We start from the raw sequence: 24015 nt of genomic DNA on the forward strand, positions 1-24015 counted from the left end.
GCATTCTGCTTCTTCACGACAAGCAGATTCTGGGCCAAAATATTAACTTTCTTCGGCGTAAACAGCGAGATATCCTGCATGGCTTCCAGTGTCAGTCGGGTTGGGCTCGTAATTCGGACACCTGTCGCATCGTCAATCGTTACCTTCAGCGGCGATTGTCCCCCGCCGCTCAGGTTGATCGCCGACGGCGTTAATTCCAGTTCGCTGCCATGCTCGGTTCCGAAGTACCGGTTATTGGGATCACCTGTCTTGGCGCACTCTCCGCCGTTGTGGCGCACGCTGCTAATCACCATTGCTTTCTCGCCAGTTGCATCTGGCAGATACAAGCTCGCATGTGTGCCAACCTGCGGCATACAGTACATCACGTTCCCAGTCGGCGGGGCGAACGGGTACCAGTTCGCCTTCGCGATGGACTGCTCCTTGTCGATATCCAGATGCAGCTGCACCAGCTCTCCCTTGACCGCTAATACTTTACCACTCAGCGACAGGCCAGTTAGTTTATTGTTATAGAGCGGCTCGCTCCTAACGCCCTCTTCTCGTGACAGAAGATAGGTAAAGCGCAGCAGTCCCCCGACCATTCGAGCACTGACCTCGCTGACAACAAGCTGTTTATGGCGAAAGGTGACTCGGTCACCGATCGCATACATTTCGCCCGTTTCGATCTCATAGCTGAAAAACTCGGATGCAGGCAGGTTCTCCCCGCTCATTATCGCTTGACGATAGGCTTTCATATTTTTACTGGCTCTGTACGGCGTTTCATTCGGAATGGTGTAATGGCGGCCCTCCGGCATTCCAACGTATAACCTAGGCTTCGATTCATATACATCGCTGTATATTACACCGTTTAACTGACTGGCAAGCCGCTTCATGAACGCCCAATCCGTCTCTCCGTACTGATAGACCGGCGTACCGATTGCGTCCTGTTCCCCGATGCTCATCAGTACGTCGCTGCTGCGATAGGGCGTAAGGATATGTCTGATCACTGATTCGTAGCTCATTCCCGAGTCCTGGAACGACCGGTTGTGAAGCGTTCGATCTAACAGTATGGTACTGCTGGTTGCCTCCAATTCGATCGTGTAGACACGATTACGGCTCGTCGTTTGCACGGATGCAATGACGCCCTTGAACAATATTTTCTCATGCGCTTCGGTCTTGGCCCACAGCGTGATCTGGTCATCGGCCGTTGCGTGAACCGTGCTGCTGATGTTATCCGTGTCGGCTACAAGGCCGCGAAGCCTCATCCGTCCATGCTCGTTCGGTTTCCACTCGAATCGTATATCCTCGATTCGTTGAATCTTATATGGCGATTGGACATGCAGTTGTCCGACATCGATCAACGTTTTTCCCCTCCTCATCCATACACGGGATGATTGTTACTGCTCATCTTGGCCGGTCGTAAAAAATCGAATTTTCCCATTATTCACGCAATATAGGCTGGACTCTGCCTGAAGCGCCGGCTTGCCGTCAACCAGCATCGTCTGTTTGGCATTGGACCATTTTTGTAATATTTTCGGAATGCACGGCGGACCGGACAGCGTCTGCGATCCGTCCTCGGAAATTAAATAAATGACCTCCGTGCTGGTCTGGTTAGAGCCCATGCATATGCCGAAGGACGGAATATTGTCTGGCTTGCAATCATCCTCGTTCATCATCGGCTTGCCCTTCACATACGCGCCATGGCTAACCGGCAAATTGATTTTTCTCGGATGCGTGCCGACCAGATTGTCTCCGCAGCAGCATCGCATTTGCGCCCCTCTGACGATGTAATACTGTTCGTCCGGCATCGTTGCCTCGACCTCCTCATTCACACAGTTATCCCGCTATTCAACTGCCAGCCGTTCTAGCTTTAGACCGGTAAAATCCCGGCGCAGCATGCTTTCGGCCGCATCCAGACGTACAACGATGAATGGTATTTCGCTTTCCTTGACGCCGAATATCCGCCTGTTGCCAAGTCGATCGGCCTGCAGTATCGGCTTCTTCACCGTTCGTTGATCGTTGTAATATTCCGTTCCTGATCCCAGCGCCTCGACTTCCTCGAAGATGGGCAGATAGTAGTTGTTTTGCTGCTCGTGTACCAAATCGACGAGTGGAGCAGCCTTGAAGATCGTATCAGGTGCATACAGCTCGATCAGCGGTTTCAGCTTGTCCGACACGAGGAAGAGTTGCTGATCCAGCACATCGGGATAGGCAGTGTCCTTGCTTGCGTCCACATAGAACATGAGCGAATCCATAATATGATGAGCCCGCTTCGGGCAAATGTCCCGTACATCTAATTGCTGCCGGATGTCGCACAGCATCGGCACATCCGCATAACGCTCGTCCTGGCGTAATCGAAAATAGTCCATCATGCCTCGTCCGCTCCTTGTGCGTCGTATACGAGCTCGCATGCATCCCGATATTCGCCTGCAAGTATTTTAAAAGCATGAGAACGCTCCATCCGGTTATACCATTCGCTGCTCGGAAGCAGGCGCGGAACCATCTCCTTCAACAGCTCGACCGCCCACGCATGATAGCTAACCAGCTCAAGCTGCATCAACTGCTCGATATCCATCACGGTCACTTTCCGCGCGTACTGCCCCAACTGCTCCTTCAACCCTTCCATGCGGTCGAACAACGGCTGGAAGATGAAGTCGGCTTCCCATATCGTCGAGCAGTCCTCGCGATCCATGAACCAGTTCCCGTCATATACTTCAATCCGGTACCCGGCCTTCCATTCCATCACCTGCGTACGCAGCAAGGAAATATACAAATAAGCGGCTTCTCCCTTCCGCCCCTCTTGCTGATGCCTGACGGCTTGCCTGCACGCCTCGTCGAACGAAGCAAGAAAAGCAGCATCTATCTCGGCTTGCCGACGGATGTATTCCGCTTCGATGTTCGGTAAATCCAGTACCCATTGAAACAAGACAAATCGTTCGACAAAGTCATCCAGCGCGTCCTGCCTGTCCATGACTGCATTCATGAGAGGTTAACCTTCGTCCCTAGTAGATTCACTTCATCTGCAATCGTCAATTGAGCGCCTTGCTGGATGATATTTACGCCTTCGGCGCCTTGAATAATCACATTTGTGCCCCCGCTGATATCAATATCCTCTTGAGCCTCAAGCGTAATCTTCTTATCGCTCTTAATCTCAATTCCGCCGTCATCCGTCAGCCGCATCATGAGCTGGCCGTTGCCGATAATCTCGATCGCACCGGGCTGAAATACAATTTGTTTGCCGTGCTTTGTGCCAATGCTCTTGACCGATGGGTCGCTGCGTTTTGTTGTGTCTGCGCTTTCGGCATCAACGGAGCTGGCGGCGAAAGCGTCTTTCTCATGTTCATTCGGAAAATATAACCGGACCTCGTCGCCAACTTCCGGCATGCAATACCAGCCCGATCCGTCTGGGGAAGAATACACCGTGGAGTAAGGAAACCAGATCGAACCGTCGGATTCGCCATGGTCGATGTCAAGTTTAAGCTGCACTTTGTCTTTGGAGATGGCGCTTACTTTGCCGAACAACGAAGCACCGGCAAGCGCAAAGGGGTATAACGTCTTGCATCCCATACCATGCTTGTCCCTCAGCACATAGCGAGTCATGAGCAGTCCATTCTCAATCGTTGTCTCCGCACGGTACACATATAGCATTCGTTTTCGGAAAGATACCGCTTGGCATAGCTCCAGGAAGGTTCCGCTTGTCACCTCGTAACTGATGATCTGATCCTCATGAAGCTGCTGCCCTTCTCCGGCCGTCTTCTGCATATATTCCCGCAAGTTTTTGATGATGGAGTAGTTGAATTCGTTCAGATTATAGGGTTCGCCCAGATCCGGGACGCCGACATAAAATTTCACGCCGCTCTGCGAAGCGACGGGAACCAGTGCTGCATGAAAATGAGAGGCAAGTCTCTTCACGAATTGCCAGTCCGTCTCCTGATATTGGACAATCAAGCTGCCAATGCTGCCTCGGTTCGTCGCATGATCTACAACATCGGCACCCGAGTATGACCCGGCAATGTTCTGAATTAATTGATGATAGGATCTGCTTGTGTTCTGATAGGAACGCGACTCTTTGACAATATCCATCAGCATGGTTGCGCTCTGCGCTTCAATTGTCATGCGCCGCACATTACGATGCGCATCGATCGTCAATTTGGTTACAATGCCATGAAACAGGTTGATTTCACGCTGTGTGCCATTTCGGATGCGCACCTCAATTTCGCTATTCTCCTCCTCTTGCTCGACATAGCGATCCAGCTTATCCTCCGCTACAATGCCGCTTATCGAGAACCGTACATGTTCATTCATCTCTCGAATAACGCTCAACTCGACAATGCTCTCAAATTGGAACGGTGAAACGATGATATCTGCACTCGTGAGCACGGCTTTATTCATACGGATTATTCTCCTTCCTTCTCCTGAATAACGACCAGATCGCGGATGATTCGGAAAGCGACTTCCTTCCAATCTGCATATTCCTTATAAGGACAACTGAATGTTCCCATTCCAGTTCGGCCCTCGTATTCGAAGAAGTACATAATCTGATACAGAAAGCCGTCCATTCCTGGGCTTTTGAATTCGAGATAGCCAACCTTCTTGCCGTGTACCTCATCGACGCCTTCCGAATAGAAGAGATGCCCGGGATTCATATTTTTGAAAGCGGCCTTTGTACCTTCTACTAACTCTTGAATCCAATCATCCTCCAGCTCTTGATCGATTACATTCAGAGTGAAAGCAATGGCGCCTCGTTCATCCGACTTAATGATTTCGGGCCGCTCCTCATAAGGATATTTCACTTTGCGGGCTTGCTCGGACATATCCTCGAAATCGTCTGGCAGCCAGAGCAGCACCTTGTCATCTAAAAATGCTTTTCGAACAAATTCATAATATCTTCCGCCAATCCGGATCGGCTTCTCCCCGAGATGTTCAATCGATTGCAGCTTCTCGGCTTCATTCAAAATTTCTACGATGCTTTCGTCCGAATATTTCATTCTGAACTGCCCCCTCCGACTCTTCTTGGGTCCGAATATAACAACTGCCCGCTATCATGATGCGGGCACTACCATTCTCTCAATCTACCAACACCCGCCGAGCTCCCCCTGCGCGAAAATCCGTTCGCGTGCGGCCGCCGGCGCCCGCTTCGTCCAGAATGCGGCAGAGCAAGCGGTGCAGATGAGCGTTGTCCTGCGGCTTGCGATCCGTGCGCAGCCGGTTGACTATGTATAACTCAATCAGCTCTCTATCGATGGCCGATTCGTTCAGGCATAGCATTGCGAATGAAATGTCGTACGAATCGCTCGTGCCCGTCTTCAGCAGTTCGGCCGCAAAATAACGCGTAATAGCCGGAGAGAGTGCAGGACGGCCCCGGCCGGCGTGCGGCCGATGAATCAGGTTAAGCGTGTTGTACTCCGTCGCCAAATCGTCAAAGCTGGTATAGTCAAGCCGCAGCCGCGCTCCCTCCTTCAGCTTGAATCGCGCAAGCTCCAGTTCATCGTTCCGACTACTCACATCCGCATCCAGTACGATGCTTGTCTCATGAAACTCGATATCACTGCGTGTTACCGGTTCATGGAAGCGCAGCTTGACGATCGTCTCCCGGCCGTTCGCCTCATACGGAACGCGTACGTCCTCGTCCAATGCATACAGCCGCTCTCCCCACTTCACGACGCCGCGCGAAATCACGAGTTCACTGCCGTCGGTCCGAATTTCAACCCCGGCGACGATGCCGTCCGAGTATTCCGCCCATAAGAGACTCGTAAGGCGACGCGGATAATCCCGCAGACTCTCCAGCATCTCCGTCTTCAGGATGCGGCCTCGTTGAAAGCTTGGAAACTGATCCAGAAACATGCTATCCCCTCCCTCCTGCAGCTTGTCTCGTAAGCCATTCGGCTGCGTCTACTTCATCCCGTCAAAGAAATCCAGCTCCGAAGCGTCCTTCTCGAACGCGAAGAACCGCTTCTTGCCCAGCTGCAGCTGGCCGCCGAGTCGGGCTACGGGCACGACCTCGAAGCCCCAGCGGCTGTTGCCCGCCGAGACGAAGAACTTCGCTTCGCCGTTGGCGATGGAGTCCGTCTCGTCCTGCGGGATGACTGCGCCATAGGCAGCCGCGATGTCCTCGTATAGGACCGGCTTGTAAGACTCGGCGCGGTTCCCGTACACATACGTCAAGCGCTGCGCGCCGTCGATCCCCTTCACATGGAACTCGACATCCGTCGCGCCGATCGGGCGGGATATTGTACCGTGCGTTCCGCCGGTCCGCTCCAGGCTCGACATAAGCGTTCGTTCGCGACCGTTATGCGTGAACGCGGTAATCGCATACGGCACTGCCGCTGCCTCGTTCGTTACGTTCGCCTCGATAAAGCCCGCTTGGCAGGCGGTCAAATACCGGATCGCGCCGCGCAAGCAAGCGAGCTTCAGCTCCGGCGCGCGGCTGGCCTCCTCGGCCTTCTGCCGGAATTCGATGCTCTTGCCCGGCACGAATTCTTTGAGCGCCTCGCGGAAGACATCGATCCGGCATGATTGACCCGTCAGCTTGATGACGGAATAGCGCTGAAGCCGCCCGTCCTGGTACAGCTCGTCAAGAAACCGCCTTACGACGTCATAGATATCCGCGCGGACAAGCTGGGTCATCTCCCGAATCGTGAACACGGCCTTCGGGCAATCCTCCCGGTCGACCAGCCGCTCTTGATCGCGCACAGCCAGGAACCAGCGGTCAGCCGCCGCGATTCGCATCTCGCCGTCGATAAGCCCGCTCTCCTCATCCGTCGCGAAGCTGCCGCGCAGCATAGCCGTCCGGCGGAAGAATTCCGTCTTCAGCCGCTCCGCCAGCTCCCAGAGGAAGTGGTAATTGCCGCGTACGCGCCGGTAGTCATCCCTCATGCTCGTCTCGTATTCCTTGTACCTCGTCGGCAGAATGGCCTCCGCTTCCGCGTATCGGCGTTCCAATTCCGAGTAGACGTCGGCGACGCCATGATCGTCGACATGGCGGAACAGGTCCGTCGCCGGAATGTCGATCAGCGCATCGATATCCGTCCGCTCCCGGCGGTTCCCCCGCATGTAGTGCTCGGCGAAGACGATTTTCATATATTGCAAAATCCGGTAGGTCAGATTGCTTCCCCCGAAGTTCGTATCGCCGTTCTCGTACGAGGTGCGAATATCAATCTTGTAAGCAACGGCGTTGTCCTCGACGCGGAACACGCACGATGACACGTCGGTCGTCCCGCCGCCGCAGTCGATGACGAGCGCCTCATAGTCCGCGCCGTCCTCCAGCCCGCCGCGCTCCAGCTGATTCGCGATCGTGTTATACAGGACGGCCGTCCCTTCGTCGAGCGCATGCTTCGTCTCGATCCGATATTCCGGCAACAGATCGGCGAACATATCGAGGAACTGCCGCTTCAGCTTCACCGGACTCGTCATATGCAGATGCCGGAACCGGCATTTGAACTGGTGCTCCGCCGTGCGTATGACATCGAGCAGATAAGCGCGAAGCACCTCGCGTCGGTTCACGGTCGCCGCATTGCCCTGCGGATCCGTCACTTCCTCCAGCTTGTCGTAGCCGTTCACCCAACGCTTCATATTCCGGAACACGGTCGTATGTCCGGCGTATCCGGCCCGCTTCGCCAGCGCAAGCGCTTCTTGGCCGAAAGCGTATCGAACCTCGGAAGAGTCCGAGCAATCGGCTACGGCGGCTACCGTCGGCGACATCTCGATCCACGGCTGTTCCTCTCCCTCGGCGTTCGGGAACATCACGCAGTTGACGCCGCCCGGCCGAATCGTGCCGGCGCTAATGCCGCGGCGGTCCGGCGCGGCGACGTATGCCGCATCCAGATAGGCGCCTGCCGCCGTATTCGAGGTGCCGAAGTCGATCGTCAGCACCGCGTTCGTCTCTTCCAGCTTGCGGATATCCAGCTCCGTCACCGGGATCTTACCGTAATGCAGATGAACCGGCGGCTGCGGATAACGCTCATAGTACGTGCGATACAAGTAATCCGAATCCCGCTTGCGGAAGAACAGCAGGCTGTGGCTCCGGTTCGATGTCCGCTTGATCTCGGCCTCCGGGTCGGCGTACAAGACGAATTGGCCTGGCCGGGAGCCTTCCTTCACCGCATTCAATATGCCGCACAGCTCCCCGTTGCCATCGACGAGCAGGACGTTGGATTCCGCGAACGGCGCGTCGGTCGGCGCTTCGATGCCATAGCCGTCGCGGCTGTCCGTCCGCATCCCTTCGTACAGCGTAATGACGGCCGGAACCCGGATCGCCTCCAGCGTCCGGACGGGCGTGCTTAAGTAAGACCGAAGCGCAGCGGCCACCCGCTCGAAGCCGCCTTCCGCCTTCTCCCGGATCAGCAGGCTCTCTTCCGCGTTGCGGAACTTGAGCACCGTGCGGATAAGCTCCTCCCGGTCGAGGGAATGGACGATGCCGTCGATCAGCTTTTCTCTCGTGCAAATGCCGCGCAGCTGGTAAGTCGTCATCTCCTCCAGCTGGCTGCGCGAGTAGCGGGCAGCCCCGTATGCCGCCTCCGTCCGCTCCGTCGCGCTTTTGTATAATTTATAGGAATAACCGCGACCATCCCTATCCATCGGATTCCTCTCCTCTGCCTGTCCTCAATCAGTAGAGCGCCATCGCATCCAGACGCATCGTATCCTCGACGCCAAGAATGCCGAAGTGCCGGCTCCAGTACAGCTCCGTCCGGAACCGGACCGGCAGGAACAGGTCCAGAATCAGCTCCACCTTGGCTCTGGAGGCTGGCGTTTCCTCTTGCCCGACATATAGAATCAGCTCGTCCTTCTCCTCGCAAATCGCATATATCGTCGACCGCTTGAATAGGCTTCGCATCGTTTGCTTCATCCAATAGAGCGCCTCGCCCGTCTGATACAACCCCAGCAGATTAGCCGCTATGGCATCGCGCTCTTCCCGGTTGAACTTGGTGATGCCGTCTCGAACCCGTACGCCGAATGCCCCCTCTTCGATATCCCGAAGAAGGAACTGGACGTAATATTCCTGGCGGGACATCCCCTGCATCAGATCGATGCTGCCGAGCTGGTGCATGACCAGATCGAACAACTGATGACGCAGCTCATCGTACTCCTCTACATTCGGATCGAGCAGCGACCGGAAGATCGGCTCGAACCTGTAATAAGGATTGACCTCGACGACCGTCTCCGCCCCCGACGCATTGAGATGCTCCAAGCTGAGCTCCATATACGGCGAATACGAACGGGCCGGAACGAACCGAATATCCTGCTTGCTTAACCCGGCTTGAACCGAACGGATTAACAGATCCCATATGTAGTTCAAGCCCATGCTCCTTCACATTCGTATTCAGGAAAATACATCTGGATCTCGGATACGATAAAGCTCATCAGGTCATAACGGACAAAAGGGCTGAGGCTTGCCGCCTTCACGCGCCCGTCCTCGCCGGATTCGCATGGACGGAACGTCAAGCGCATCACCTTCTTATCGGATACCGTCCGCACCTGATCGTCGATAAACGGATTCATCGCATAAGTCTGCGACACCGCGGCTTCCCGATTGACAACGGCGGCATCCGCCAGCTCGATGCCCTCCGCATCCGCCAGCGAACGGGCGATCCGGATCAACTCGCCCTTAGCCCGGACGACAAGCGGCTGGCGCCGGGCGAACCGCCCGATAAAATCGTTCGTCCGCCGATTCGAATGAATCGGATACGCCGTCACGTTGATCCGCTGCGGCTTCGGCCTGGCCAGCTTCAGCACTTGCCATACGCCCGACTTCTCGCGCGGCGTCACGATCGTCAGCTCGTCGGCCGACCGTTTCACGTACCGCACATCCCCTTCGCTCGCATCGACGAGATAGCCGTTCTCCTCCCCCGTCTTGCGCAGCGACAGCACATGCTCATAATGAACCCGGTCTCTTGCAGGCACCGGAAACCCGCTGTTCTTCATGGCGATTCGTTCGATATTCCACAGCGGGACGACATCCGGCTTCTTGTACGGCTCATACTCTTCGCAATCAACCGTTAGCGCAAGCACTTCCGCGCCTTCTTCCGGCAGCCGGTCGCTGCCGACCAACACGACGTTCGCGAATTTGTAAGCATACGGGTGGTACACCGTTCTCCAAGGCAAGCCATTCCGCAAGAAGATGCGGTACAGCCGCTCGATCTCGCCGACATAGTCGCCGCAAGGCTCAAGCTTCGCCGTAATGCCGATGGTGCCGGCTGTCGTGACAAGCTCGCCCCGGAACGTTCGGCCGCTTGCGTATAGCTGCTTCAATTGCAAATAGTCGCACGCCATGAACATGCGCAGCAGCGTCACGGGCTCCCGCCGCTTGACCGCATGGACGATCGCCGTCAAATCATAGGCGGGCTCATGCTCATCGCCGGGTATCATCGGATACAAAAAATCGTGAACCGGATCGATATCCGCTCTAGCGCTGGCGCACACATACACATCATGACTTTCGCCCATATCCTCAAGCTCATCGAATACGCGCTGCTCTACGCGCCGCAGCCTATCTTCCTGATGATCCGCCAACTGCAGAAACAGCTCGCTTACGATACCTTTGAGCAGCCTTCGCTGCTCCAAATCCGTCATTGCGCTGAGCCGGTCGCGCACGAGCTCCTTCATGAACCATCCCCCCTACTCGTCGGCGGCAAGCTCGCTGCCTGTTCCGCGATTTCCGCCGCTGCTATTGCCGGAGCCTGCATTCATTCCCGCTCCGCTGCCTGTGTCTGTTGCAGGCGTTGCCGGCGTTGTCGGCACCGGCGGATGCAGCTTCTCGTCCGCTTTGGCCATTTTCCGTTCCATTGCCAGCACTTTATCCAGCATATCGATTCCCTGGTACATCTCCTGCGCTTCGGCATATTTATCGTAGGCAGCCTCATAATCGCCTTGCGTAAAATACCGGTCCGCCTTCTGCTCCTTCAACTCGCCGAGCAGCTTCTTCTTGTCCTTCTCGATAGCCGCGATTTGAGCATTCGCAGCATCAAGCTTCTCTGTGATCTCTTTCCCGCCGCCAGGGTAGGAAGCTTCGGTCGCTGCTTTCCTTGCCTTTACGTATACCGCGGCCGCTTCCTTATACTGCTGTCCCTCTGCAAGCAAGTCGGCCTGTTTGATCGTGTCCTGCACGTTCGCGTACGCTTCAGCCGAAGCGGCACGCTTATCCAGCTCTGCCGGATCGTAGTGGTCATCCCCTGCCGCATCGCCCTTCGCTTTCTTGTACTGTTCGGCCGCCTTCACGTAATTGCCGTCCTTCATATAGCCGTCCGCCTGAACGACCATTTGAGCGATCTTCAGCTTCTTGCTGAAGAGGAGCGCATGAGCGCGGTCCCTCACTTTATTAGCGGCTGCGCGTGCCTCGCTGTAAGACTTGAGCGCCTCCGCGTAATTCTCATCCTCCGCGAACGCGTCTCCTTCCTTGCCGCTTTGCAGCATCAGCTGAGCTGTCTCCGCTGTGCGTGCTGCCGCACGCCCTTTGAAATACACAAGCATGCTGACGCTGATAAGGAGCGGAATCATCGAGACGAGAATCCACTTCACGATCTTCTTCCGGTCTTTCTTCTCTTCCTGGAACGGCTTCTCGACAAAAACAGCCGCGGCCGTATAATTCGGTACAACCGTACGCTGCTTGCTAAGCGCCACGTCCTCCAGCCGGTCGGCGAATGCGGCAGGGTCCTTCTCCTCATGCATCGAATCGAGCATCTCCGCTTCGTCGACAAGCTCCCATAGCCCGTGCGTACAGAGCAGCAGCACATCGCCGCTTGCGAGCTCCGTACGTTTCGAAATGAATGGAGAAATGTCGGACGGAGAACCCATATACTGAAGCAAATTATGTCTTTCCTCATGATAATCGGCTGCCCCCGGCGCAATGCGCCCTTCGTCAACCAGCTTCTGCGCCAGGCTCTGGTCCTTGCTTCTCGTCAACAGCCTTCCGCCGCGGTAATGATACAGCCGGGCGTTGCCGACCGTTATCCATCTCATGCGCGTATAATCGCTGACGACCATGGCGAGGCTCGCCTTCAGCCGAACGCGGCGGCTCTCGTACTGGAGCCATTCATGCGCTTCCAATACATATTCCTTCAGCTTCTTGGGCGACATCGTCGGCTTCTCGGAGAAGCTTTCGAGAATGCATTGCACAACCATCTGCGCGCTGCTCAGCTCCGTATCCGAATCGATCCCGTCGACCGCGATCCAGCATGCCATATCGTCAAGCTCGACAAAAGCGAAGTAGTCCCGGTTGTCCAGAAACGTTCCCGCTTCCGATACGAAGGCTGTGTTCCATTCGCTATTTTCCTTACGCATCCGTACCTCCGTATTCCGTCTCCTTCATCCGCGATTGCTGCCGTTACACCGCAGGCTCCATTATGATAACCGTCGCATTATCCTGATGCCGGATTCGTTTATTCTCGATTCGCTCGATCATCTGCTCGGCCGCTTCGTCCGGCGCAGCGCTGTCGTTCAAAATATCTTCCAGCTCAATCTCCGTCAGCGCATTATAGACGCCGTCACTCATGAGAAGCACTTTGTCGCCGCGGCGCAGCTGGAAAGGCGTCTCCCCGATATCGATGTTCTCGAACCGATCGTAGCCCAAATAATTAATCAACTGATGGCGCTGCGGGTCTTCCATCGCCTTCTCCTTCGTAATCTCGCCAGCAAGCACGCGATTGGCGAGCAGCACCTCGACCGTATGCTTCCGGTTCACGGGCAAGAAGGTGCCGTCGCGGTAAATGACGAGTACACTGTCTCCTACCGCCCCCCAATACAGGCTATCGCCGTCGATGATGGCGGTTACGAGCGTCGTGCCTCCGCGCGCCCCTTCCAGCTCCTGCATAATGTCGCGGTTCGCCTGCTTGGCCGTAGTCTCAAGGAACGTTGGAATGTCGTCTCCCGGCTCCATCGCCATAAATCGTTTCATGAATGTCGAGACTGCCGTCATGCTCGATATCCGTCCGTAATCCAGGCCGCTAATACCGTCTGCAAGAACCGCCATCGTGCCGACCGGCGTTTCCGCACTGGCAAAATAATCATCCTGCTCGCTCCGCGCGCCGATCGTTTGCCCGTTGCCGATACAAACCTTGGGATGACTCGCATGCTCCTCTATGCCAGCCGTCCCCCTGACTTGCATACGAATGGCGATAAGCAGCGTAATAGCCGCCGCGAATGCCAGCATAATGATGTACGGGCTGCTCCATGCGTCACTAGCCAATATATTAATCATGGCTTACACCGCATTGTGATCCCATTCGAAATGGACACCGCACAGCGGGATAAATAAAAACTTGCTTCGGCCGAGCTGAAGGACGTCGTAAGCCGCCAGTTCAACCGGCGAGTACACCGCTTCATTGTTATGGTAGGCCAAGCCCGAAGCATCGCCCGGCAGCAAATAAAAGTTCCGCTTCTTCGGGTCGTAGACGATCACCGCGTGGTTGCGGCGGGACACCGAATTGTCCCCTATAATTCGGACATGCATCTCTTCGGCTCGTCCGATAAAATTTTTCTCCGACATGATCCGGTAATCTTGGCCCAACTGCGGGCCTTCGATACAAACGAGCCAACCGGTGACCGGATCGACTCCCCTTGTCTCCCCGATGTAAGGCATCGTTTTGTCCTCCTCTTGCGGCGAAGCGGCGGGACGCTTATCCAGCTTAACGGCAGGAGGCTCTACCGAAACGTTGCAATACGGGCATACGTTGCCGTGCTTTCTTGTGCTAAACATGTGCCCGTTGTGGCATCTGGTCAAACTCATTGTTCGAATCCCCCATCTATTTGAGTAGCAATCTCGTATTTGCAATGTAGATCATGTCGCCAACGCCAACGGGATGGGGCATTTCCTGCTCCAGCCGCTGTGCAGAGCCTCGGCCTGCCTCGCGTATGCCAATGCCGTTGCGTGAGTCCAAATCTTCTATAAACCAACTGCCATTCGCGTAATTAAGCACTGCGTGCTGGCTGCTGACGAGCGAAGCATATTCGGTATCTGCCAGATCGATGTCGATCTCCTGCTTGGATGAACTCTTGCCGATCAGCAAGGAGGTCTCGCCTTGCAGCAGCCATTCCTTAATCCGCTCGCCTTCTTCATCGAGCAGAACGAGCTTCGTAATAACCTCTTTCTTGCCCGGAGGCCGCGCCGCCGGCTTATTCGGCCGAACCACGCCTTGCCGGTCTGACCGCTTCCACCATTTCCGCACGTACACGGCAACCGTAACGGCCGCCGCAACGCCCGTGAGGATCTGCACATTCCGGTCTGTATTGATTCGATAGGCGTAAAAGAGCGCTTCGCCAGCGACTAACGCTGTCATCAGGTCTACCGCGATGAGTGCGACGGACCGCCGCTTCAAGCCGCTGCCGCCCCCGGCCTGCTGGGAGCTGTTCATTATTGCCGCCTCCTTCACACAATTCTCTATCTGCAACGCGGCGGGTTAATGCCGCCGTCCGTATCACTTTTTCTTCCGGCCGCCGAAATAACGTTCGAACAGATCGGTCGTGTCCAGCGGATTGCGGGCCCCTTCCTTCCCGCTTGCCTGCGGCGGGCGGTTGCCCTTCGGATCGAATCCGAAAAACTGTTCGAACTTCGCCGACATACGGCCGGGGTCGAACGTCCCCGTACCGCTGGATGCCCGAGGCGCCCCATTGCTGCCCGGGACCTTGCCCGCTCCGGAGCCTGCGCCAGACGCCTCGCCTTGCAGCTTGGCATCATAAGCCCTTCTTCGCTCCGGATCGCGCAGCGTCTCGTAAGCTTGCTGGATTTGCTTAAAGCGCAGCTCCGCCTCACGGCTTCCGCCATTCGCATCCGGATGATGCTCCTTCGCCATTGTGCGATAGGCCTGCTTCAGTTGTTGGTCCGTCGCGTTCGCGCTTACCCCTAAACATTCATAAGCATTCATCTTTTTCATCTCCGGTGTGGTAAAATAGCAATAAGGCTTTCTTCCGTTATGCGCGCTTGAGACCGCGCATAACGGAATGCCATTAAGGCCGAAAGCCTGCTTCGTTGATCGATGGTGCTGCCCGTTTCCTAGGAAACCGGGTAGCCGCCGTCGACTTGCGCGAACTCCGTTTTGTCTTTCTTCTGTTTAATGTACAGGTTGAATTCGCCTACGCCTTCCGTATCGCCGAAGCTCTCGGTGTAATCGACTACGAACGCATTCGGGAACGAGATTTTACGCACGACTTGGTCAGCCGCAATAACTTCCAGCGATACTTTGCGGTAGCAGTCTGCTTTCTCAGCTGGAACCAGCGACCACAGGGCGAGCTTTCTCGTATCGTCGGCAGAATCGCCGTCCGTCGACGTGATGATTTTGCCCGAGATGCGAAGCGTTACGCCTACATCCGTCGATCTTGCGTTGGAATCGTCCGGCGTATCCATTTCATACTTCACGGTTTTGATGTTGTCCAATCCAAGCTCGATAACCTCTGCACCTTCAACTCTCAACTTGAAACCCATACTCCATTTCCTCCTTAAGAATGAATAAATCATATATGTGAAGGGACGGCCCTTGCGGCAGCAAGGGGACGCCCTTATCACCGCAAATCAGTGTGCCGGTAGTTATGCCTTAACCGGCACACTGCCCTTCGTAATGACGACTTCGAGATTTTTCACATTGCCGTTGTATACGAGATCGATCTGGCATACATTGTTCTTCTCGTCGATTACGAACGCCATGTCGTCGCCATCTTGAATGATAGAGTTCACGAAGCCTCGGGTAGCAAGCCACTTGCTCTTCTGGCTGCTTGGATTGTTGCTGAAAAATTTGACGATATTCTCATGCTTGAAGTCGCCCGTCTGGAAACGAAGCAGGCGCTCGATATAGGCACTGACATGCGTCTTATAAACGGAGTCGAATCCGCTCTCCGAGGCTGCCAGACTTCTCGCTTTGTACACGGTAATGCGGCGAATGTCTTTGTCTTGCAGCTGCGCGTTCTCCGAGGAGAAGACAAAGCCGAAGTTTTTGCGGTTGATCGCATCCTTGATCGAATTCGTGAAGCCGCTGATTTCCTTCGCCATCGTCGTTACGGCACGCAGGCTGTTGTCGCCCGCCTCGATATCAAAGCGCACGCCAGGATATTCCTTGCTTACGCTTCTGAAGCGCTCGCGCAAATACTCAGGGCATTGGTACGCAGCCGTGATTCCTGCCGCGACGTACGCCGCACCGACGTACACGCCCTCGATCCACAGCTTCAGGATGTCTTCCTTCTCTTGCGATAGCTGAACGCCGCCGTTCTCCGTCTGGAGCATCCGGCTGTCAATGATGACGCCCGACTTATCTTTCGGAATAATCGTGAAGTTCGGAATGCACGGGATCGTGTATTCGCTGTACGTTCTGCGCATCAGCGGCGCACAACGGTCGACGAACTTGTCGATGCCCGCTGTAGCGATACTGCTGAAGGTCGAGTCTTCGCCCGTCTCGAAGTTGAAGAACAATTGAATGCGGTACTGTTCGATCACACCCATGAGCATAGCGAGCGACTCAATCGTGTTGCCTTCTTGCTTCACCGATTTCTCGCTGCCCTTGAACCGTTCGCGCGTCACTTTGACGTTGCCGGCTGTTTCGAGCTCCACCGACGGCAGAATGCCGAACCAGATCGTATCGGCGAAGTCGTTCTTCGAGTTCACCGTGTTGAGGTACGTCTCGAGGCGAGGAATGCTCGCGCTCTTGACCGTCATCTCGAGACGGCTGTTCGTGATGAGCATCGTAGGCGCCATGCCTTTGTTCTTCGTCGCATATTGATCAAAGAACATTTTCACGCCCAGAATCTTCTCGACGAGCGGCTTAACCGTTTTGACAAAATCGTCCTTTGCGTTCTTATAGAACTCCAGGTACGTGTTGTAGTTGTGAATCTCGGTTTCCACATTGACGTCGGTCTGTACCGCCGGGAGCGGACAGAACGTACGAACGACCAGATCCTTCACATAAGCCGATGGCGTACCCGTCAGCGACTCATAGTCATCTGCGAATACGTTCGCCAGCTCAGCCGCTCCGTTGTCGTCGAGCAGCATGAGCTCGGTGCTCTCATTTTTTGGAGCTTCGATGATTTTGAGCTCGCCGCTCTCGCCGATCGAAAGCATCCCGATTTGAATAGCTTCCGCTTGGTTCTCTTCTTGGGAACCGCCCAGCAGCAACCGCGTTTTGATATCCTCGATCGCAAGCGGAAGCATCGCCATGACATTGTTGTAGTTGCCGCTTGCTTCCTCGAACAACGCATTCAGCTTGTCGCCAAGATCAAGCTTCTTCGGATCGCCTTCCTCGAGCTTCTCATACTGGCCGTGCAAGTAATGAATCTCCTTGCGCACCTGACGAATGTCGTCCATCACTTTCTTAGGCGAAATCATGTCGAGCAGATTCTCGAACCGGAAATCGACATTCGCGATGCCTTGGCTGCTCTTCGTATCGATGAGCGTGAAGAGCATGTTCAGGAAATCATTGTTCCGGTCGACTCTGATTTCCGAGATCGCCTCATCGGCAATCCCTTCCGGCTTTTTCAGCGTATACATGACTTTCTGATTCACTGCGTTATAGAACGAGTACACGGTCGGCGTGAACTTGTCCAGAAACTCGTCGAAGCTGCGTACGAGCAGATGACGGTTAATTTCTTTCACCTTGTCGTCGCTCAAGCTGTCGATGCCTTTGACATCGCCGACGAGGGTGATCAGATCGAGCTTCTCCGGATTAATCTCTTCGAAGAGCATGGCACGGTTCGTTTGTTGAATGATGTCCACGTTACATTGACCCCTTCCATATTCGCATTCGCATGAGTGCTTTTGAGCGCTTCTGAGTGCCTATGATGCGCTAATAGCCGTCTTACAAATTTATCCTAATAGGCTGTGAGTCATATATTAATTAGCTCGTAACTTAAATGTCAAACGATATAATAAAATTAGATTTAAATTACTATTTTTGCCTTGGTTTATTTTGGTTCTTTAGACTCATTTGTTGCTTTTTGTATAATAAACCTCGAAAAGTATGCCGATTGATACATAATATCCTCAAAAAAAGGGAGGCCTTAGCGAAAACTGTACCTTATCTGCGGATCCCAAACCGATAGAAAATAGACCTACTACATAATCCCAAAATATGATACTAAAGTTTTATTAAATATTATTCATGATATAGTCACTATATAAATGTAATTATATTTACTATTATCCATTACAAGGAATGTGATGAATACTATTATGCGAGCCTATCAAAAGTCATTTGTGCTCCTTTCGATGCTCTTGCTTGGGTCGGCAGGATCTTTGGCCTCTGCCGATTCCGCCGAGAGTAGGACGACCGTTTCATATGATGCCGTATTCGTCCTGGATACCAGCTACTCTATGAACGATTCCGACCCGAATCACACAGCCACAGAGGTCATCCAGATGTTCATGGACCTGGCGGAGACCGAGCAAACACGTACCGGTTACATCGCCTACAATCACCGAATTGTAGCGTCGGCGCCGCTCACTTCTCTCTCGACCAAAGAGAAACGGGATTCTCTCAAGAAGCAGCTGGCTGCCCTGCAAAGAACCGGCTATACCGACCTCGGGTTAGGGCTTCGCCAGGGCACGAGCATGATGAGCAAGTCATCCGACGGCCAGCGCTTTGTCGTTCTGCTATCGGACGGAGAGACGGATTTCGGACCGCTGCACACCGGGCGAACCGAAGCGGATTCGCAGCGTGACATCGGCAGCGCCGTGAAAGCGGCGAAGGATGGCGGGTACCCGATCTATACGATCGGATTGAATCATGACGGGACGGTCAATAAGAACCAACTGGGGCAAATTGCGGAGGAAACCGGCGGCAAGTCGTATTTGACGGACAGCGCAGACGATTTGCCCGACATTTTCAACCAAATATTCGCCGAGCAGTTCAGATCTAAGCTTGTATCCGTAGCAGCGGTGACCGCCACCGGCGGTTTGCAAGAGGTCGACATTACGATTCCGAATAACAGCATTCATGAAGCGAACGTCATCCTTCTGTCCGACCGGCCGCTTCAGGAAGCGCAGCTCTATTACGACTCGCCGAACATCCATTACAATCTGTCCAACAATTATTCGGTGCTTAAGATCGATAAGCCGGCAAAAGGTACCTATAAGCTGAAATTCCGGGGGAAACAAGGGGATCTGGTAAAGGTTAATCTGCTGAATACGTATGAAGCGGAAGCCAGAGCCGAGTTCGAAGGCGATACGATTCTTCAAGGCATACCCGTTGCCTTCCATTCCTCGTTCCTAACGCCTGACGGAGCCCCCATAACGGATAAGGAACTGTATGAAGGCGTTCATGCGAACTTGATCGTCACGGATTCCGCAACGAATAAGCCGTTGAAGCTGCCGATGAAGCTTGCTGCCGACGGAACCCGCTTTGAGCTGCCATATACATTCCCTCATTCCGGGCCGTACGAGTGGAAGGTCGAGATGGCCAGCAAAGATTTCTACCGCCATGACTCTGGCGGTGCGGTAACTGCCGTCAACCGAAGCCCGGAGCCGGTTAAGGCCGCCCAGAGCCTTACCTTATCCAAGGAAGACGGTAAGCTTACGCTTGCGTTATCGGACTTGTTCAACGATGAGAATGGCGATGCGTTAACCTATAAGCTGACTTCTGCATCGAATGATGGCGTAGAAGCGACGATTTCGCAAAATCAGCTCACGCTTGACCCTCAGCAATCCGGCAGCCATTCCTTATCCATTGAAGCAACCGATCCGGAGGGGCTGTCCGCTTCCATGGAGATCGCCGTGCATGTGACGACGATTTGGACCCGAATCATTCGAATCGGCATCTTCGCCGTTCTTCTCCTGGCTGCTGCCTTCTATCTGTATTGGCGGTTCCGTCCGAAGCCTTCGTTCCAGGGGAGATTGGAGGGCTACTTCCTAGCGACGGCAAGCGGCAACGACATTCCGGTCAAGTACTGGCCGCTCACGGCATTCGGGCAAACCAAAGTAACGCTGCAGCAGCTGTTCAACAGCTTGCACGTCCACGAATCAGTGCCTGAAGCAGCCCGGATCGTATTCGAGCCAGGCAAGAACGGCCGGTTATTCGTCACTCATCGTACACGGTGCACCGTTACGATCGGCAGAACACCGCTTGAACCCGGCCATAAGGCCGAGCTCAACTTCAACGACAAGCTGTATGTCACGTTCGAGGATGGCTTCACGGAGATCGAGCTGCGTTATAAAATGATCAAACCAAGCACCGGAATTCACCACGCAGAAGAAAACGCGTCCTAGCCTAGGCTGGACGCGTTTTTCTTTGTTGAAGAAGTTGAGGAAACATTGGGAGAAGATGCTGCCAATTTGTTTTTTCGCCGCGGCGTTACGAGCATGGCTGCACGCTGGAGCCGGAAGGCTGCGCGGAACCACCGCAACGACCGGAACCGCTTGCCGCTCTCAACGGACAGCCCCCAACGGATGATACGGTCCATCCAGAGGCTGACTTCGCGTGAATGCGCCCGAACAGACGGCCGCTTATCGTCGAATAATCGACTCGCGGCATCGCTGGGAGGCTGTCCTCCGGACAGTGCGAAATATAAGGTAGCCGCAAAGCTGTATACATCCGCCTCCGGCCCTTGCTTCGAGCGTTCCGAATACAGCTCAATCGGCGAATAGCCCGTTGTGGTCACGATCGGATGCGGTCCAGGCTCGTCATACCGGATCGCTGAACCAAGATCCAACAGAACCGGCCGTCCATCCTGTTCGAGCCAAATGTTGGCCGGCTTAATGTCCCGATGGACGATCCGCTTCTCATGCAGGTAGGACATCGCATCCAGAATGGGTTCGAAGATCCGAATCATTTCATCGATTGATAGACTGCCGCCGCCACAGCCATCGTTCTCGTTCGCACGGGATACGACCTTGCGGCTTAACGTCATGCCGACGTGCATCGACGTCACCAGGTATATCGTGCCATTGGCTTCGAAATGATCCGCGTACCGCACGATATTCGGATGGTCCAGCTCTTGCAGCAGCTTGGCCTCGCGCTCGAATTGCTCCAGCAGCTTATAATACGCAGCCGACAGCTCCGCTCTCATGCATCCGACCGTCAAGCTGTCGCTTCTGCGGCTTGCGACCGTTCTTGGATAAAACTCCTTCACGGCACGCATCTCGCCACTGTCTAAATCAATTGCTGCATATACGATGGATAGCTCGCTTTGATGCAGCAACTTTCTTATTTTATACTTCCCATGAAGTATCGTGTTTCTCGGCAATGCATCCTTCAACCAATTCGCTTTCGTCCCCACGTGCAAGCTCAGCCTCCGGGTTCCATTATCAGACTTTCATATATCTGCTAATAATGGAATCGGATAACGATAGGCTATTGTTTAGAGTGCAGAAGGTTTTCTTCCTGTCTATTCCTTATATATCGAACAGCTTGCCCGCTTTCACATCGAACAATCGGGCATACATCATGAGAGCGTACGAATCGGTCATGCCGGCAATATAGTCGCACACAAGCCGCGCTTCATGCTCATTCGCCCAGCCTGTACGGTACTCCTCCGGGAGCAGCAACTTGTCGTTCATCATCGCGTCGAACAGCTTCTCGACCATGAAAGCGCCCTTCCACTCCATCGTCTGCACACGCTGCGAGAAAATAATGTTCGGCTCCACCAGCCGCCCCTTAAGAGCAGCGAGCAATTGCTTGGCCGGCGTGCTCAGCTCCGCCTTATAACGAAAGCGTGGAGAAAATTCGCTAGGGTTCGTCTGAACCAGACTAATGCTGCGAATAAACAAATTGACGAGATCAGCGAAAAACTGCCGCAGCGTTTCTTGCTCCGCCACCGTTTCCACCTGAACTAGCTTCAGCACGTTCGCAGACTTTGCCGCTAATCCGTCCACGCTGTCTTTCATCTCACCAATGACGTTCTGCAGCTGCCGCAGCCGGATTAATCCCAGCTTCATACCATCCTGAACATCATACGTATTGTAGGCAATATCGTCAGCCAGCTCTACGATCGTGCATTCCAACGTTTTGTTGACCGATTTGTGATGGCTTTCATTGCCCTCGCATCGGATATAGTCCGTCATATAGTGTCGTTCCTCATCCGAATACACGCTCATCAACTGATCGAAAACTTCTATATCCTCGTCATATATATTCGACTTGGGCGGCTTCAACTTGTTCTTCTCATCCGCCGCATAGAACCGCTCATTCGTCGCGGTAGAGAATGGAATCGGATATTTCATTATCGACAGCAGCGTAGCGCGGGCCAGCTTCAAGCCGACGTCGCTGTGGCCTTCCAGCTTCGTTAAGATGCGAAGCGTCTGCGCATTGCCTTCAAAGCCGCCCGCTCCGGCGTTCACCATCATTTTGTTCAGCGACTTCTCGCCCTTATGGCCGAACGGCGGATGCCCCAGATCATGCGCGAGCGCCCCCGTCTCCACCAACGAATTGTCGATCGCGCCGCCGATGTCTCTCAGAACCGGACAAGTATCGTTCAGATAGACGGCGATCCCCCGTGCGATCTGCGACACTTCGAGTGAATGTGTCAGCCGCGTCCGGTGAAAGTCGCCTTCTTCAATCCCGATAACCTGCGTCTTCGCCTGCAGCCGCCGGATGGCAGCCGAGTGAATGACCCGCCCGTAATCCCGTTCGAACGGATCGCGGTACGAGCTTCTCTCCTTCTCCGGATTCGATACCCTCATCCGCTCATAATCAGAATCAGAATATAAAGCATTCGCTAACCTATTCGATAGAATCAATGCCATTACGCCCCCACAATCTTGTAAGTAAAAGTACGATCGAAACAATAGCACGAGTTTCTCCGTATCTATTATATAACCGCTGTCCAGAACCTTCCTATTGCCTTGAACAAACTTTCATAAGGAGGACATTTTGCGTGAGCGAAATCATGATCATCCGCAAAGTAAATGATCGGTTGGATACGAACCTAATAAGATCACTAGTCGAAGAAAGCTTGAGTGAAGGACACCGCCATCTGCAACGATTGGTCCACGATTACGAAGCAGGCACGAACCTTTTCGATCAACCGGGCGAAGCTCTCTTTATCGCTTATCGGGGCGGCGAGATCATCGGCATATGCGGCTTAAACCGCGACCCTAACGAACATAGGAGCGAGACAGGCCGCGTACGCCGGTTGTATGTTACGCCGCAAACTCGCCGGTACGGAGTTGGACGCCAGTTAATGAAAGAGGTCATTTCAGAAGCCCGCCTTCATTATCCGTTGCTCATACTGAGAACGGACAACCCCGCTGCCGATTTATTTTACCGCTCGCTCGGCTTCTCAGTGGAACCGGATTCCGAACATTACAGCCATTATCTTCAGCTAGTCTAGTTCGCCAGGTTCGGCTGAAACGAATACATATACCATTCGAAGGCTTATGAATGATCCATTGCATCGGGCTGCAAGTAAACTTCCTTCGCAACCAGCGATATTTTCGATACATGCTTCTGGTCGTCAATTCGAAACTCGAGCACGTACATATCGGCGTCCATCAGTTCGCTTGTATCGGCAGATGATTCTACAGGAAGCTTCATTGTCGTTACTTCGTCGCCTCTAACGGTCAAGGCATACATCAAATCGTTAAACCCTTGCAGGAAAATCGACTCTTGGCCGAACTGTTTCCTCACTTCTTCAACCCGATCTCCGATTGCGATATTCCCTTTCTTCGTAACATAACCATAGGCAGCTCGTTCAACCGAAATACTCATCGCAATGTTATTTTTGAAATTCACAACCAAGCCGCTTCCGTATGTATTCCAATACTCTCCAACATTCCCGGATTGCTCCGACTTCGAAGAAGCCCCTAGAACCCGCTCTATTTCCTCCTTGCTCATCCCAACGCTGATCGAAGTATTAGTTGCAAGGTTACTTAGCGTCTCGTAATCGGAATAGGGGCTGCTGGCCACGCTTGGCTCGCTAAAGTCGACAGGCTTGCTGGCCTCTTCTATAGATTCTGCATTGCATGCCGTAATCGACATGCAGGCCATAAATAAAAATATCCAAGATAGTGCTCTTCTTGTCATCTTGTTGATACTCGCCTCTTTCCGAACGATACATTTGTGGAGCGTTACATTGATTTTAAGTCCAATAGAAATATATCTAAAGAGGAATTAAAACAGAATATCAAGAATGTAG

Annotated in this window: 22 protein-coding genes; 2 read left to right on the forward strand and 20 right to left on the reverse strand. The window is 53.9% G+C overall.

Annotated features, from left to right (window positions below; genetic code table 11):
* From PKO01S_RS22405 to PKO01S_RS22485, 17 genes are all read right to left on the reverse strand, one after another.
* The coding region (locus tag PKO01S_RS22405; protein WP_281278946.1) for a contractile injection system protein, VgrG/Pvc8 family at positions 1–1337 on the reverse strand (1337 nt) is incomplete at its 3' end.
* A 36-nt stretch (positions 1338–1373) separates the two neighbouring features.
* Positions 1374–1784 (reverse strand): DUF4280 domain-containing protein, encoded by a 411-nt coding sequence (locus PKO01S_RS22410; RefSeq protein WP_127533675.1) that lies wholly within the window; start codon positions 1782–1784, stop codon positions 1374–1376.
* Between the two features lie 36 nt (positions 1785–1820).
* Positions 1821–2348 carry a hypothetical protein gene (locus tag PKO01S_RS22415; RefSeq protein WP_127533676.1) on the reverse strand — a complete coding sequence of 176 codons (528 nt, stop codon included), beginning with the start codon at positions 2346–2348 and terminating at the stop codon, positions 1821–1823.
* Positions 2345–2959 carry a hypothetical protein gene (locus PKO01S_RS22420; protein WP_246070686.1) on the reverse strand — a complete coding sequence of 205 codons (615 nt, stop codon included), beginning with the start codon at positions 2957–2959 and terminating at the stop codon, positions 2345–2347. The genes PKO01S_RS22415 and PKO01S_RS22420 overlap by 4 nt, the downstream gene beginning before the upstream one ends.
* The gene (locus tag PKO01S_RS22425; RefSeq protein WP_127533677.1) at positions 2956–4368 is read right to left on the reverse strand and encodes a contractile injection system protein, VgrG/Pvc8 family; all 1413 of its coding nucleotides are present in this window, start codon (positions 4366–4368) and stop codon (positions 2956–2958) included. The genes PKO01S_RS22420 and PKO01S_RS22425 overlap by 4 nt, the downstream gene beginning before the upstream one ends.
* A gap of 5 nt (positions 4369–4373) precedes the next feature.
* Positions 4374–4964, reverse strand: coding sequence for a hypothetical protein (locus PKO01S_RS22430; RefSeq protein WP_127533678.1), 591 nt, complete (start codon positions 4962–4964; stop codon positions 4374–4376).
* A gap of 79 nt (positions 4965–5043) precedes the next feature.
* Complete coding sequence (locus PKO01S_RS22435; protein WP_127533679.1) at positions 5044–5820, reverse strand: DNA and RNA helicase; 777 nt, start codon at positions 5818–5820, stop codon at positions 5044–5046.
* 48 nt (positions 5821–5868) lie between these two features.
* Positions 5869–8553 carry an Hsp70 family protein gene (locus PKO01S_RS22440; protein ID WP_127533680.1) on the reverse strand — a complete coding sequence of 895 codons (2685 nt, stop codon included), beginning with the start codon at positions 8551–8553 and terminating at the stop codon, positions 5869–5871.
* A gap of 28 nt (positions 8554–8581) precedes the next feature.
* Positions 8582–9271 (reverse strand): iron-dependent peroxidase, encoded by a 690-nt coding sequence (locus tag PKO01S_RS22445; protein WP_127533681.1) that lies wholly within the window; start codon positions 9269–9271, stop codon positions 8582–8584.
* Complete coding sequence (locus PKO01S_RS22450; RefSeq protein WP_127533682.1) at positions 9268–10578, reverse strand: normocyte-binding protein; 1311 nt, start codon at positions 10576–10578, stop codon at positions 9268–9270. The genes PKO01S_RS22445 and PKO01S_RS22450 overlap by 4 nt, the downstream gene beginning before the upstream one ends.
* Positions 10579–10590: 12 nt before the next feature.
* Positions 10591–12252, reverse strand: coding sequence for a serine/threonine protein phosphatase (locus PKO01S_RS22455; RefSeq protein WP_127533683.1), 1662 nt, complete (start codon positions 12250–12252; stop codon positions 10591–10593).
* 43 nt (positions 12253–12295) lie between these two features.
* On the reverse strand, positions 12296–13168 hold the full coding sequence (locus PKO01S_RS22460; RefSeq protein WP_127533684.1) for a PP2C family protein-serine/threonine phosphatase: 873 nt from the start codon (positions 13166–13168) through the stop codon (positions 12296–12298).
* Positions 13169–13171: 3 nt separating this feature from the next.
* Entirely contained in the window at positions 13172–13696 is a 525-nt protein-coding gene (locus tag PKO01S_RS22465; protein ID WP_127533685.1) for an FHA domain-containing protein, read from the reverse strand.
* Between the two features lie 16 nt (positions 13697–13712).
* Positions 13713–14321: an FHA domain-containing protein gene (locus PKO01S_RS22470; protein ID WP_246070687.1), complete on the reverse strand. Its 609-nt coding sequence runs from the start codon at positions 14319–14321 to the stop codon at positions 13713–13715.
* Positions 14322–14384: 63 nt separating this feature from the next.
* On the reverse strand, positions 14385–14831 hold the full coding sequence (locus PKO01S_RS22475; protein WP_127533686.1) for a J domain-containing protein: 447 nt from the start codon (positions 14829–14831) through the stop codon (positions 14385–14387).
* Between the two features lie 128 nt (positions 14832–14959).
* Positions 14960–15388, reverse strand: coding sequence for a membrane-associated protease 1 (locus PKO01S_RS22480; protein WP_127533687.1), 429 nt, complete (start codon positions 15386–15388; stop codon positions 14960–14962).
* Positions 15389–15490: 102 nt separating this feature from the next.
* Entirely contained in the window at positions 15491–17662 is a 2172-nt protein-coding gene (locus tag PKO01S_RS22485) for a transcriptional regulator (protein WP_127533688.1), read from the reverse strand.
* 492 nt (positions 17663–18154) lie between these two features.
* Here PKO01S_RS22485 and PKO01S_RS22490 point away from each other — a divergent pair, with 492 nt between their 5' ends.
* Positions 18155–20149, forward strand: coding sequence for a VWA domain-containing protein (locus PKO01S_RS22490; protein ID WP_281278948.1), 1995 nt, complete (start codon positions 18155–18157; stop codon positions 20147–20149).
* Here the strand turns inward: PKO01S_RS22490 and PKO01S_RS22495 are convergent.
* Both PKO01S_RS22495 and PKO01S_RS22500 read right to left on the reverse strand, forming a co-directional pair.
* Positions 20146–21159, reverse strand: coding sequence for a serine/threonine protein kinase (locus PKO01S_RS22495; RefSeq protein ID WP_127533690.1), 1014 nt, complete (start codon positions 21157–21159; stop codon positions 20146–20148). The two genes, PKO01S_RS22490 and PKO01S_RS22495, sit on opposite strands and share 4 nt — an antisense overlap.
* Before the next feature lie 115 nt (positions 21160–21274).
* Entirely contained in the window at positions 21275–22618 is a 1344-nt protein-coding gene (locus tag PKO01S_RS22500; protein ID WP_164779711.1) for an anti-phage deoxyguanosine triphosphatase, read from the reverse strand.
* Between the two features lie 137 nt (positions 22619–22755).
* On the opposite strand from PKO01S_RS22500, the gene PKO01S_RS22505 reads away from it, so the two are divergent.
* Positions 22756–23211, forward strand: a complete 456-nt coding sequence (locus PKO01S_RS22505) for a GNAT family N-acetyltransferase (RefSeq protein ID WP_246070688.1) — start codon at positions 22756–22758, stop codon at positions 23209–23211.
* Positions 23212–23255: 44 nt separating this feature from the next.
* Here PKO01S_RS22505 and PKO01S_RS22510 read toward each other — a convergent pair whose 3' ends face one another.
* Positions 23256–23903: a hypothetical protein gene (locus tag PKO01S_RS22510; protein WP_127533692.1), complete on the reverse strand. Its 648-nt coding sequence runs from the start codon at positions 23901–23903 to the stop codon at positions 23256–23258.
* Positions 23904–24015: the final 112 nt, after the last annotated feature.

This window comes from Paenibacillus kobensis NBRC 15729 (genome assembly GCF_004000825.1).
Classification (GTDB): Bacteria; Bacillota; Bacilli; order Paenibacillales; family Paenibacillaceae; genus Paenibacillus_T; species Paenibacillus_T kobensis.

Bases quoted from the DNA above. Each gene is read 5' to 3' on its own strand.
- PKO01S_RS22440 (WP_127533680.1), bottom strand. From the start codon at position 8,553: ATGGATAGGGATGGTCGCGGTTATTCCTATAAATTATACAAAAGCGCG.
- PKO01S_RS22460 (WP_127533684.1), bottom strand. From the start codon at position 13,168: ATGATTAATATATTGGCTAGTGACGCATGGAGCAGCCCGTACATCATT.
- PKO01S_RS22490 (WP_281278948.1), top strand. From the start codon at position 18,155: ATGCTCTTGCTTGGGTCGGCAGGATCTTTGGCCTCTGCCGATTCCGCC.
- PKO01S_RS22455 (WP_127533683.1), bottom strand. From the start codon at position 12,252: ATGCGTAAGGAAAATAGCGAATGGAACACAGCCTTCGTATCGGAAGCG.
- PKO01S_RS22420 (WP_246070686.1), bottom strand. From the start codon at position 2,959: ATGAATGCAGTCATGGACAGGCAGGACGCGCTGGATGACTTTGTCGAA.
- PKO01S_RS22450 (WP_127533682.1), bottom strand. From the start codon at position 10,578: ATGAAGGAGCTCGTGCGCGACCGGCTCAGCGCAATGACGGATTTGGAG.
- PKO01S_RS22410 (WP_127533675.1), bottom strand. From the start codon at position 1,784: ATGCCGGACGAACAGTATTACATCGTCAGAGGGGCGCAAATGCGATGC.
- PKO01S_RS22415 (WP_127533676.1), bottom strand. From the start codon at position 2,348: ATGATGGACTATTTTCGATTACGCCAGGACGAGCGTTATGCGGATGTG.
- PKO01S_RS22470 (WP_246070687.1), bottom strand. From the start codon at position 14,321: ATGAACAGCTCCCAGCAGGCCGGGGGCGGCAGCGGCTTGAAGCGGCGG.
- PKO01S_RS22475 (WP_127533686.1), bottom strand. From the start codon at position 14,831: ATGAATGCTTATGAATGTTTAGGGGTAAGCGCGAACGCGACGGACCAA.
- PKO01S_RS22435 (WP_127533679.1), bottom strand. From the start codon at position 5,820: ATGTTTCTGGATCAGTTTCCAAGCTTTCAACGAGGCCGCATCCTGAAG.
- PKO01S_RS22430 (WP_127533678.1), bottom strand. From the start codon at position 4,964: ATGAAATATTCGGACGAAAGCATCGTAGAAATTTTGAATGAAGCCGAG.
- PKO01S_RS22425 (WP_127533677.1), bottom strand. From the start codon at position 4,368: ATGAATAAAGCCGTGCTCACGAGTGCAGATATCATCGTTTCACCGTTC.
- PKO01S_RS22510 (WP_127533692.1), bottom strand. From the start codon at position 23,903: ATGACAAGAAGAGCACTATCTTGGATATTTTTATTTATGGCCTGCATG.
- PKO01S_RS22480 (WP_127533687.1), bottom strand. From the start codon at position 15,388: ATGGGTTTCAAGTTGAGAGTTGAAGGTGCAGAGGTTATCGAGCTTGGA.
- PKO01S_RS22465 (WP_127533685.1), bottom strand. From the start codon at position 13,696: ATGAGTTTGACCAGATGCCACAACGGGCACATGTTTAGCACAAGAAAG.